Origin of the sequence: Exiguobacterium sp. OS-77 (genome assembly GCF_000414195.2) — a bacterium.
Classification (GTDB): domain Bacteria; phylum Bacillota; class Bacilli; order Exiguobacteriales; family Exiguobacteriaceae; genus Exiguobacterium_A; species Exiguobacterium_A indicum.
Map to the genome: position 1 here is coordinate 2,317,077 of NZ_DF239008.1, position 12,658 is coordinate 2,329,734.

Here is a 12,658-nt window from a genome sequence, read left to right on the forward strand (position 1 = left end):
TTTGTAAGCGTTATCATCTATTTTTTAAAATGTTTTGTCAAAAAGGGTGATGATGTGTCAAAATATAGACAATTATCTAATAAAGGAGTGTGACACCACTTATGAAAGAAGCAAAGCGCATCATCTGGGGATTGATTCTCGGGGTGATCCTCGGAATCGTCCTCGCTTCCTTACCGGACAAGTCGATTTATGAGGGATTGAATAAATATGCTTTACAACCCATCGGGACGATCTTCCTGAACTTGATTAAGATGCTCGTCGTACCGATCGTCTTCTTCTCGATCGCCCTCGGCGTCATGGGTCTTGGTAATCCAAAAGAGCTTGGTCGTGTCGGCGGAAAGGCAATTGGCTACTTCATGACGACGACGGCTGTCGCGATTGTCATTGCTCTCGGTTTGTCATTATTGATCAAGCCGGGTACGTTCGGTAACTTCGAGACGCAAGGTCTTGAATATGATAACGGAAATCTACCAGATACGAGCATTATCAATACAATCGTCGGTATGTTCCCGACGAACCCGATCACGTCGATGGCAGAAGGTAATATGCTGCAAATCATCGTCTTTAGTGTCTTTATCGGTTTTGGAATCACGTTCCTCGGTCAAAAAGTCTCAACGTTACGGACATTCATCGAGCAGGGTAATGATTTAATGACGTACTTGATCACGCTTGTCATGAAAATGGCACCGCTTGGAGCATTCGCCCTAATCGCATCAGCCGTTGGTTCACAAGGACTTAATTCCCTAAAGGCGATGGGGCTTTATATGGGTGTCGTCATCTTGTCACTATTCGTCCATTCCGTATTGACGTATGGTTCGACCGTTTCACTTCTTGGGAAGATGAACCCGTTCTTCTTCTTTAAGAAATTCGCACCTGTCATGCTGTTCGCTTTCTCGACGTCTTCGTCGAACGCAACACTTCCTGTTGCGATGCAAACGGCTCAAAAAGAGTTGAAGGTTCCGCGCTCCGTCTCAAGTTTCGTCCAGCCTCTCGGTGCGACGATCAACATGGATGGAACAGCAATCATGCAAGGTGTCGCGACTGTCTTCATCGCGCAAGTCTACGCTGTTGATTTGACGCCAGGTCAACTTGCGACTGTCGTCCTGACAGCTGTTCTCGCCTCAGTCGGTACAGCCGGTGTACCAGGTGTCGGTCTCGTCATGTTGACGATGGTTCTTCAATCGGTCAATCTACCGGTCGAAGGAATCGCTTTAATCATCGGTGTCGATCGTCTTCTTGATATGATGCGGACAGCCGTCAACATCACTGGTGACGCAGCATGTGCCGTCATCGTCGCGAAATCGGAAGAAGGTAATCTGAAAGAAGAAGAGAACGAAGAAACGGATGAGCGTTACGCTTGATTGCATGTTTCTCGACTGACGAAAAGGACGTTCCGCCAACCGGCGGAACGTCCTTTTTTATCTGTTCATTTATTTTGATAAGACGAATGAGCTAAGTCCTTCGACACGAACCGCACCTGATACGTTACGGATTGCTTTGGTTCCTGCTTGTTTACCGTCTACAAGCAGCTTCCATTTTCCTTTTGGTAACTTCATGTCGACTGCTTTTCGATTTGCATTGTGAATGACATAGAGATCCTCTTTTTGTTTCGGCGCAGCATCATCTAGTCGATACGCGATGACTTGAGCCGGTGCTGCTTCAAACGTCAGGTAACGACGAATGTCTTTTGCTGTTGCTAAATGAAGTACTGGATTCTTTTTGCGTAACTCGATCAATCCTGTCATATAATCAACGTCTTGTTGACGGTCCATCTTCCGTTTCCAGTCGAGCTGGTTGACAGAATCCGGTGATTTATATGAGTTATGGTCGCCGCCCTTCGTCCGCATGAAATCCTGTCCTGCATGGATGAACGTTGTTCCTTGAGACGTCAACAAGATACTTGAAGCCAAACGATGCATCTTTGTCTTCGTTGCGTCATTGTCTTTCGGATTCGTCAGGTTCAACTTATCCCAGAGCGTATGGTTATCATGTGCTTCAACGTAAGTGATCGCTTGATCTGGTTCTTGCGTAAATCCTTGAATCTCTTTGTTATAAGCAATCTCTCCGACGATTCCGCGTTTGATGCGCGTTTCAAGACCCGTTGCTCCGTTAATGAAACCAGCATCTGAATCGATGAAGACGCTACCTTTGAGCGCATCGCGTAGGTTGTCATTGAAATGTCCGATTCCTGGCATTTGTTTTGTATTCGTTTGGTTGGCCTTCTCTGAATCTGGAAGCGGTGTTCCAAGGCTCCACCCTTCTCCGAATACGAGAATCGACGGATCAATTCGTTTTGTCGCCTGTTTGACAGCATTCATCGTCTTGACATCATGAATGCCCATTAAGTCAAATCGGAATCCGTCCCAGTGGTATTCTTTCGCCCAGTAAGAGACAGAATCAACGATCAATTTGTGCATCATTTGACGCTCAGACGCTGTATCGTTTCCGACACCCGTTCCGTTCGCTAAATCGCCGCCTTCTGTATAACGGTAGTAATAACCAGGAACGATTTTATCAAGGTTTGATGCCTTTGCGTCAAACATGTGGTTGTAGACGACATCCATGACAGCACGAAGTCCATTGTCATGTAGCCCTTGAATCATCTGCTTCATTTCCTTGATTCGGACTTTTGGATCATAGGGGTTTGTCGCATACGATCCTTCTGGTGCGTTATAGTTCTTTGGATCATAACCCCAGTTATACGATTTAAGCGGGTTCGTCTCATCGACGGAAGCTGTGTTGAAATCATAGACTGGAATGAACTGAACGTGCGTGATGCCAAGTTCCTTCAGATGATCAAGTCCCGTCTTCGTCTTCGTTTTCTTACCATCCTTCGTTAAACGTGTACCTGGCTCGATGACGCCGAGATACTTCCCTTTTTGTTTGATACCTGAATCGTAACCCGAGTTCGTCACATCAAACATCGATAAATCACGGACGTGTGATTCATAGATGATCGCATCTGTCGCATGGCGAAGTGGCATTTTTCCATTTGTCCAGCGTTTTGGATCCGTCTCGCGTAAGTCGACGACGACACCTTGGTCGCCATTGACGGCGACTGCTGTCGCATACGGATCAACCGCACGCGTCGATTCTTTGGCATGTTTGACTTCGTATGTGTATCCGACACCGTCAAGATCGCCCTTGACCGTCACTTGATACACACCACGATCCGTTCGTTCCATCTTGATTTCGCGCGTGATATCTTTTGTCGTAGCAGCTTGTTGCTTTGGTAAGCGATACAATTCGAGCTCGACCGCTTGTGCTGTCGGTGCCCAAACTTTAAACGTCGTCTTTGACTTTTGATAGTCGACACCGAGTTTTCCATCGTAGGCATACTTTTGGTCGAATGCTTTCGAACGGAGCACTTTACCCGCTTCAAGGACTGCTTCTCCAAAAACAGGATGAGACGCTCGGACGACTTTTGCTAAATCGATATCTGAAATGACTTCGACTTTTACCGTTTTGGCATCGATTGCTGACACGGCTGGATTCGTCACGCCTTCAAACGTAAATGCCTTTACGTCTTCTTCCGTCAACGGTGCATTCGTTTTCAATGTCATCGTCCGGAAGTCATCTGCTAAAAAGCTTGTGATTTTCGGTGTGCGATCGATTTCCGGTTTGCTGTAGTATACCGTCTGATCCCCTTCAATCAACCAGATGTCTTTCGCCCCTGCATAAAAGAAACGATCAGCTCCGTCTTTTTCCGACCATCCTTCAAGATGAGGAATGACGCCTGCAAGACGTGCTTTCGTCGGATTATCGAGTGTTACCTTGGCAACGGCACCGAACTCATCTTGCTTGTCGAACTCGAATCGCTTGCCATCTTGCTCTTCCGGCCAAGACCAAACGCCATACTTGTCATAATCATTGTCATACCGGTAATAGTGGATGTTCGTGTCGATATTTTCGACATCTGCTCCATTGCTTGGATTGACTGTCGAGATGTTCTTACTTCCCGACTCGATCCAGATTTCAGCAACACCATTTTTAATCATGTCTTTCGTAATGAAGCGATCATTCTCAGATCCCCCATCTTTGTTCCAGTTATCATCTCGAACGATGAAGCCGATTTTTTCCGGCTGATCAACTGGGAATTCATAAGCTGCGATTTTTCCGTAAGCATCCTCGCCGTTAAAAGCGTGAGCTTTATTTGGAAAATAATCCGGTCCATTTGCCCATAACCACAGATTCCAATCCTTTGTGGCATTCGGGTCTGCCTTGTAGTGAATGATGACCAATGTCGACTTCCCTTTTTCCAGTGCTTGACCGGATAAAGAGAGTCCACTAAATATCAGTGCAAACGTTAGCGCAACGATACAAACGAATCTCATGCGTTTCATACGGTAGCCATCTCCTTTTGGTATGTAATCGTTTTCATTTTGCATCCGTTTACAAGTCCTGTCAAAGCCTATTTCATCGGTTTGGTCGAAAATAAGACTTTTGAACCAAGCACTTTTTTTCAAAAAGAATGGGGAGTTACATCAGAGGAAGACAGAAGAAAAGCGTCTCCACAATCATGTGCTAGAGACGCTCATCCTGATTTGTCTGATGGTACTACTAGTTATAGCTTACGATCGTGCAAGAAGTTTAGCGATTGTCTGCTTCGTCTGTTCCATTGATTCGTCCGATGCAAAGAAATACCAGACACCATCACTTGCGATATATCCTTCTCCCTCGATTTTCAGCGGCTTTAATTGTTCGAACCCCCGCTGATTTTCCTGCGCTAGTTGCGCTACGACATCGAGTCCAATATTCGTCGTAAAGTTGTTTTTCATGACGTCCGTAATCTTTTCGAGTTGCGTCAACAACTGTGGTCCAGCAAGCTTCATTCCGACGGCTTCTAGCACTTGACGCTGACGAATTTGTCGTCCCATATCGCCGAGTGGATCTTGCTTTCGCATCCGAGCGTAACCACTCGCTTCAAGACCCGTCAGATGAATTTTCCCTTTCTCATACTCCTTTTGAAGACGACGGTCGTTCCAACTGAAGGCAGATGGATTGTCGACCGTGACACCCCCAACAGCATCGACCAACTCAATCAATCCATCCATGTTGATTTTCGCATAATAAGGAATATCGGTCTCAAACGTCTGCTCCACCGTCTCGACTGTCTCTTTCACCCCCCCATAGGCATAGGTATGATTGATTTTAGTCTTTTCGCCAGACGGCACGGTTACCTGCATATCTCTTGGAATAGACAGAGAAGTCGCTTGTCTTGTTTTTGGATTGAATGAAAGAAGCATGATGGCATCGGCACGTCCTTTATCGTTTTTCCGTTCATCCACGCCCAGTAACAAGACATTGACCGGCTTCATCGATTCGAGTGGCTTCGGCCGCTCTCCATCTAACGGTGTTAAGAACGCGTCTGCCGTTTGCTTCACTTTTAAAAAAGCTAAACCAGCTGATGTACTAGCAATCAGAACGAACCCTAGTAGGAGCGCACTCAATACGCGCCAAACAAGGCGTGGTTTTCTTTTCGCCATTCGGGATCTCATGTCATGAACTCCTTCATAGTGTGTTTTCATACGTCTTCATCAATCCAGCAATGTTCGAGTTATGCAGGAACAACACGGAGTCGACTTGTTTTTGTTTAGCGAACTGCGAGACGTCGAATGATTTTGGCACATAACGAACGTCGACGACTTCTAGATTGGCACTTTTAGCAAGGAACGGTAAGACGGGATTCGCGAATGAATCCTTTAAGACGAGAATCGTTGGGCGATCATTCTTCGTCTGCTCCTTCATCGACATGATGCCGTGATTCCCGCGCAAGAATACTTCATACCGATCGACGTAATCTCCCTCCTGCTGAACGAAGGATTCATCAATGACTGGGCGATCGCATGCCCCGTCGTAACAGACATCGATCCCTTTAAAGAATGCTGGTCCATAATAAGCTAACTGATCACCGGACGTCGCGTACGCAAGCGTCGTCTTTCGCGCTAATGAACCATAATAGGCATGCTCATCCTCTTTACGATCTACTTTTGATGGTGTGACCGGTTGCAAGCCCATCCCCTTCGTAATCGTCTGGTATGCTGACGCTGCCCCGTCGATATTCCAGTGATGGTCCGTCTTGAAGTAGTCCGTTAGTTTTAATTGATCAAGTGACAAATTCGTCATCCCGGCAGCCTTGAAGTCACGAATCATTCCTGCGTAACGTGTCCGTGCATTCGAAGCAACATACGATGGGATCAACTGATCGCGTTCAGCAATGACCGTCTTCGATGGAGCTAGCGCCATATATACGGGTCGATCGACTTCTTGCACGAATTGCTGAAACGCGTTTGGAATCTGGACTTGAGTCGAGGCACTCGGTTCGATCATATAGCCATTTTTAGCTGTATAGATTCCATTACGAAATGGCTGTCTGAAGACATCCTTCGATAGTAGCGCTTGCATCTCAACGAACGTTCCCCGCAAAAGTAGTTGATCCGTGAAATACGTCTCCATCTTCAGCATGTCTTTTCCAGTCGCGATTCCTTCGATCGTCGGATTGACCGATTGTGCGAGTGTACGGTTTTCTAACTGGGAACGCACACGATCCTCTCGGACGATCGTTCCGATACCAATCGTTAACAAGATGAGTAAAAAACTAATCGTCGTCACCCACATCATGATCCGTTCAAAAGAAGTCGTCCGTTTTTGTCCCTGCTTATTTTCTGTTTCAAGTGGCTGTGCCATCAGTAGACCTCCTTTTTAGAAGCGGAAATAGATGAATGGGTTAAACGTACTTGCAACAAGTGCTGATGTCGCCAAAAATAGTAGCAACATCGCATACCCATACTGCATCGTCGTACCAATTCTTCCGAGTGACACGACTAATCGCTCTCCGATGATTTTCGGAATCGGTGTCGCTGCGATACACGCGACAAGCAATAGAACACCATTTTGGACAAGCTGGTAGCTCGCGCGTTCATCCCAGATTACATCTGGTACGAACATCGCTTGAATGTACGTAACGGCTTCTGGGAACGTCTCGGAACGGAAGAATACCCAACCGACCAACACGAGTACGAGTGTCCAAACGGTCGAGAAGACTGGCATTTTCTCCAACCATTTCCCGAGAAATGCTTTCTCGAGCATGATCCAGATTCCGTAATACGCTCCCCACGCGACAAACGTCCAACTCGCACCATGCCAAAGACCTGTCAGCATCCAGACAATTGCTAAGTTGCGATACTGTAACCATGGTGAGACACGATTTCCACCAAGCGGGATGTAGACATAATCCCGGAACCACGATCCAAGCGAAATATGCCAACGACGCCAAAATTCAGAAACTGACTTTGAAATGTAGGGATAGTTAAAATTCTCAAGAAAATGAAATCCGAACATCAAAGCTAGTCCAATCGCCATATCACTGTATCCCGAAAAATCGAAATAGATTTGTAAGGCGTAGGCGATGATGCCGATCCAAGCAAGCCCCATCGAAAGATCTTTCATATTGAAGATGGCATCCGCGACCTGACCACATCCATTGGCAAGAATCAGTTTTTTAGCTAAGCCGATCGTAAACCGACGAACCCCTCGGGCAAAATCGGAAACCGTCTCTTCTCGTGACTCGATTTGGCTCGCAATCGTGTTATAGCGAACGATCGGACCCGCGACGAGTTGGGGAAAGAACGCGATATAAAGGGCGAGGTCAAGCGGATTCTTTTGCACCGCTTCCTTCCCTTTGTAGATGTCGATGACATAACTCATCGCATGAAACGTATAGAACGAGATCCCGAGTGGCAAGACGACTTCTGGTACGAACCATCCTAATCCGAATGTCTCGTTGACTGAACGAACAAAAAATCCGCTGTACTTGAACCAGCCGAGTAACCCCAGATTGACTACGATCATGCTGAACATGATCCATTTGACGCCAATTCGGTGTCGATACAGATCGACGAACAAGGCGAAGAAGTAGTTGATTGTGACGCTCAGTAGCATCAGCAATGCAAAACGCGGTTCTCCGAATGCATAAAAGAATAGACTCGTCACTAATAACCAGCCATTTCGGAAGCTGCGTGGGAGTAGGTAATAGACGATCAACACAGTCGGTAAGAACAGAAATAAGAATATCGTCGAACTAAATAGCATACGTCGCTTCCTCCCCTGCCGTGACATGTTGCACAATCTGAATGTCCCGGAGATGGACCCGGAAGCTCCCCTCTTGCAAGAACTTCCATGCCACCTTGAAATACTTCGCTCCTGGTACTCGTTTCATCTGTACATGAACGACTGTCGCATTCGTCAATGTGACGGTTTCCGTTTCCGATCCCATCCGTTTTTTCTGTCCATATTGCATCTTGAATAACTGAACGACACATGGTGCATCGACTTCGAAATGACAGGTCACCTCGATGAGATCTCCTGTAATCGTTGCGTCTGATCGGTATAACTTTGAAGGCGGATGTTGAAATCCTTGATCAAACAACTGAATGTACAATTTGTCGTCTGCCGTCGCTTCTTGAAAATCAAAATAGACACCATCTGTAGCATCCTCAAGCAAGATTTTTTCCTGCGTTCCGAATGGAAAGAATTGATAAATCGCTGGAGGAATACGTTGACTCATACAGGTACCTCACTCATGATGGCATCGACGATTCGCTCCGCCGCTTGTCCATCGCCATAAGGATTCGCCGCTTGTGCCATCGATTGATAGAACACCTGATCCGTCAACAATTGATGACTCATCGTATAAATCATCTCTGGATTCGTCCCGACGAGCTTCAACGTTCCAGCTTCGACCCCTTCTGGACGCTCTGTCGTCTCCCGTAAGACAAGGACAGGCACGCCGAGCGAAGGTGCTTCCTCTTGAATCCCACCTGAGTCGGTCAGAATGAAGGATGCCCGAGCCGCAAGATTATGGAAGTCAAAGACATCAAGCGGTTCGATCAATTGAATCCGCGGATGATGCTCCAAGCGAGCTGCCGCTTCTAGTACGACCGGATTCGGATGAACCGGATAGACGATTTCGATTTCTGGATGATCATTTGCTAACCGTTCGATCGCCTCAAAAATCGTTGCCAGTTGTAAATGATTCTCACGGCGATGAACCGTCAAAAGAACGAGTTTTCGTCCCGACTTCTCTAGGCGCGATAGGACAGGATGCGTATATGTCGGTGATACAGTCGTCTTCAACGCATCGATGACCGTATTACCGGTTACGATGATTGGTGTCTGCTTGTTCTCAGCACGTAAATTCATTGCAGCCTGTTCGGTCGGTGCAAAATGATAATCCGCCAACACACCTGTCAATTGACGATTCATCTCTTCTGGGAACGGCGCATACTTTTCATATGTCCGTAGTCCTGCTTCCACATGACCGACTGGAATCTGTTGATAGAACGCCGCTAAAGAAGCAGCGAACGTCGTCGTCGTATCCCCATGGACAAGGACGAGATCCGGCTGTTCCTTTTCGAGGACGCGACGCATCGCGTTTAAAATACGCGCCGTCATTTCCTCTAACGTCTGACGCGGACGCATCAAATCCAAGTCATGGTCCGGAGTGATTTCGAACAGTTCAAGGACCTGATCGAGCATCTCTCGGTGTTGTGCTGTAACGACGACGATTGGTTCGACGTCCTGACGATTTTCAAGTGCTTTGACGACCGGCGCCATTTTGATCGCCTCTGGTCGTGTTCCGAATACAAGCATGACACGTTTCATTTACTTCATCCCCTATCTCATTTCATGACGATTGTTCAATCGTCTCGCCCATCATCTGCTGATCCACGGAACCAATCCGTTCCGTTCGTTTCTTAGCTACGTAATGGGAGGCTTGCTTTTTTGATAACTGTTTGTACCAATATAGATATTTATTGTATTCAGCCAACGTTTCGTTCGTCGGACCAAATAGACGTACTTCCCCGTATTCCAACCAAAGGATTTTTGTACAGAAACTCTTTACCTGGCTGAGCGAATGACTGACGAAAAAAATCGTTTTCCCTTGATCGCGGAATTCACGCATCTTATCGAGACACTTTTCAGTAAACGTTTGGTCTCCGACTGAGAGCGCTTCGTCGATGATCAAGATATCTGGATTAATATGAATCGAGATCGCAAAACCAATTCGAGCTCGCATGCCGCTCGAGTATGTCTTGACTGGCTGATCGATGAACTCCCCGATATCAGCGAACTCTAAAATTTCTGGAGTAATCGTCTCGATTTGGCGTTTCGTCAAGCCCATCATCAGCCCTTTTAATTCAATGTTATCTCGCCCTGTCAGTTGACTATTCAATCCACTAGAGATGGCAATCAATGCTGACTTCCCACCCAATGTGACCCGACCATACGTCGGTGGTGTCACGTTAGCAAGCAGATGCGATAGTGTCGATTTCCCACTTCCGTTGATGCCAACGACACCGACGATTTCTCCCTCTTCCACAGAAAAGGAGACGTTCTTCAGAGCATAGAACGATTTTCCATTCACCTTACCGAACAACACTTCCTTTAGCTTGTCGATCGGTCGGGCATAGAGCATGTACCGTTTCGATACATTCTCAAACACGACATGACCCATCGTTCTCCCTCCTATACGTAATCGATGAAATAGCGTCGGAATCGAATGTGAATCGATGCTCCAACAAGTAAGATTGCGAGCGTCATACACCAGAAATACACGCCGTACCACATATGATCGAGCAGATAACCCGTTCCGATGAGTGCGGACCGATATCCCTCAATCAAATAAACGAGTGGGTTTAACATCAACAACATCTTAAATAACGAGTGATCTGGCGGAATCCACATGATTGGTGTTAAATACATCAGCATGCGAATCGCAGATGTCACCATGTTTTGCACATCTCGAATCATCGTCGCAAGTGCGGATAACAATAAGGAAACCGCATAGAGGAATACGACGCCCGCCGGTACGATATATAGGAGTTCAAACGTATGCCATCCCGGGAAGTAACCGAAGGCACATCCCAAAATGATCGTCAAAGCAATCATCGCGAGATGACGGTAGAATTGTGCCAAAATGACATACGCCGGAATCGTACTCAATGGAAAATGCATCTTCGAGACGAGGGCGACCCGACCATAAATCGACCGGGAACCACTTGGAATCGTACTGCCGATGAAGAACCAAGCAATCAATCCGCTGACGAGCCAAAAAACGAACGGAATTCCATCGACTGGATGCCCACCACGAATCCCGAAGCCGAATACGACCCAGTAGACACCGATTTGGAGTAGTGGCGTCATGATCTCCCAAAACCAACCCAGGTATTGCATGCTATATTGACTCTTTGTTTCATAAAGCGAGAGCCGAAAGATCAGATATAGATGATCCTTCAACTCTCCCCCAATCGTTCGTAACGCGTTCATATCGCTTTCGCATCCACTTCCGTCACGCGGTGCGTATGCAAATTACCGAAGTTCAGGACTTTGACAGCGTCGAGCTCATTGACGATCCCTTTCGTATCAAAGAGTAACGGTGTCCGCATGTAGTTTGCGAGACGACGTGAATCGAATTGTTTGAATTCATCGTGGTCGACTAAGACAAGCGCTAGGTCGGCGCCTTGAATCGCCTCCAGCTCATCGACGAGTTCGAAACGTGTCGAAATCGAGCGTTCGACGTGCGGATCACAGACAGCGACGTCAAGTCCACGGTCGAGTAATTGTTCAATGACTTCGACAGCTGGACTCTCGCGCATGTCGTCGACGTTTCCTTTATACGTGACACCAAAGACGGCGATTTTTGGACGGACACGCGAACCGACGAGACGAGCTGCTTGTTCGGCAACGAATTGTGGCATCTGAACGTTCGTTTGTCGTGCCGTATGAATGATGCGAGCAAGCGATGGGGCTTTTGCGACGATGAAGTACGGATCCACTGCGAGACAGTGACCACCCACTCCCGGTCCCGGATGATGCAAGTTCACCCGTGGGTGCATGTTCGCCATCTCAATCACATCTAAGACGTTGATCTCTAGCTGATGACATACTTGCGTCAATTCATTTGCGAGAGCAATGTTGACATCGCGGAACGTATTCTCCATCAACTTCGACATTTCGGCTGTCTTCGCATCTGTCCGGACGATTTCACCTTGAACGAATGTTTCGTAGACGGCAGCACCTGCCTCCGCACACGCTGGCGTCAATCCACCAACGATTCGGTTATTATGGATAAGTTCATGTAAGATTTGTCCTGGCAAGACACGCTCGGGACAATGGACGACATAAATGTCCTCACCGATCGTAAATCCAGCTGCTTCGATTAAGGGACGGACATGATCATCCATCGTTCGTGGCGCAATCGTCGATTCGACGATGACGACGTTCCCTTTTTCAAGGAAGGGTAGCATGTTGTTAACCGCTGAAATGACATATTTCAAATCACACGATTTATACGTATCGTTTAAGTTAGGAGTTGGAACGGCGATTAAAAAGACATCTGCTCGTTCTGGCGTAAGTGTCGCTCGGAATTTTCCGTTCGCGACGACTCGTTTGATGACATCCTCGAGTCCTGGTTCTTCAATATGAATCGTTCCCGTGTTCAGAAGATTGACGATTTGTGGATCGATGTCGACACCTACGACTTCCGTGCCATGATCCGCGAACATCGCAGAAGAAGGTAATCCAATATATCCTAGTCCGATTGTGCAAAGTTTCATTTTGTCATTCCTCCATCGAGTTAGTCATACTAGCCAACGAA

9 protein-coding genes and 1 pseudogene are annotated in these 12,658 nt (G+C 47.0%); 1 reads left to right on the top strand and 9 read right to left on the bottom strand.

Annotated elements, in window-relative coordinates; all coding sequences use genetic code 11:
* The first annotated feature begins 101 nt into the window (after positions 1 to 101).
* Entirely contained in the window at positions 102 to 1,361 is a 1,260-nt protein-coding gene (locus tag EXG77_RS11970; RefSeq protein ID WP_035398375.1) for a dicarboxylate/amino acid:cation symporter, read from the top strand.
* Between the two features lie 69 nt (positions 1,362 to 1,430).
* Here the strand turns inward: EXG77_RS11970 and pulA are convergent, their stop codons facing one another.
* From pulA to EXG77_RS12015, 9 genes and pseudogenes are all read right to left on the bottom strand, one after another.
* Positions 1,431 to 4,343 (bottom strand): type I pullulanase, encoded by a 2,913-nt coding sequence (gene pulA / locus EXG77_RS11975; RefSeq protein WP_035398376.1) that lies wholly within the window; start codon positions 4,341 to 4,343, stop codon positions 1,431 to 1,433.
* Between the two features lie 228 nt (positions 4,344 to 4,571).
* Complete coding sequence (locus EXG77_RS11980) at positions 4,572 to 5,486, bottom strand: LCP family protein (RefSeq protein WP_238987951.1); 915 nt, start codon at positions 5,484 to 5,486, stop codon at positions 4,572 to 4,574.
* A 25-nt stretch (positions 5,487 to 5,511) separates the two neighbouring features.
* The gene (locus EXG77_RS11985) at positions 5,512 to 6,687 is read right to left on the bottom strand and encodes a DHHW family protein (RefSeq protein WP_035398382.1); all 1,176 of its coding nucleotides are present in this window, start codon (positions 6,685 to 6,687) and stop codon (positions 5,512 to 5,514) included.
* A gap of 15 nt (positions 6,688 to 6,702) precedes the next feature.
* Complete coding sequence (locus EXG77_RS11990; protein ID WP_023467476.1) at positions 6,703 to 8,091, bottom strand: MBOAT family protein; 1,389 nt, start codon at positions 8,089 to 8,091, stop codon at positions 6,703 to 6,705.
* Entirely contained in the window at positions 8,081 to 8,566 is a 486-nt protein-coding gene (locus tag EXG77_RS11995) for a hypothetical protein (RefSeq protein ID WP_035398384.1), read from the bottom strand. The genes EXG77_RS11990 and EXG77_RS11995 overlap by 11 nt, the downstream gene beginning before the upstream one ends.
* Positions 8,563 to 9,663 carry a non-hydrolyzing UDP-N-acetylglucosamine 2-epimerase gene (gene wecB, locus EXG77_RS12000; RefSeq protein ID WP_023467472.1) on the bottom strand — a complete coding sequence of 367 codons (1,101 nt, stop codon included), beginning with the start codon at positions 9,661 to 9,663 and terminating at the stop codon, positions 8,563 to 8,565. The genes EXG77_RS11995 and wecB overlap by 4 nt, the downstream gene beginning before the upstream one ends.
* Before the next feature lie 112 nt (positions 9,664 to 9,775).
* Positions 9,776 to 10,516: pseudogene (gene tagH / locus EXG77_RS12005) on the bottom strand (teichoic acids export ABC transporter ATP-binding subunit TagH); the annotation flags it as partial.
* Between the two features lie 11 nt (positions 10,517 to 10,527).
* On the bottom strand, positions 10,528 to 11,328 hold the full coding sequence (locus EXG77_RS12010; protein ID WP_023467468.1) for an ABC transporter permease: 801 nt from the start codon (positions 11,326 to 11,328) through the stop codon (positions 10,528 to 10,530).
* On the bottom strand, positions 11,325 to 12,617 hold the full coding sequence (locus tag EXG77_RS12015) for a nucleotide sugar dehydrogenase (RefSeq protein WP_023467466.1): 1,293 nt from the start codon (positions 12,615 to 12,617) through the stop codon (positions 11,325 to 11,327). Before EXG77_RS12015 ends, EXG77_RS12010 begins: the two co-directional genes overlap by 4 nt.
* Between the last annotated feature and the right edge of the window lie 41 nt (positions 12,618 to 12,658).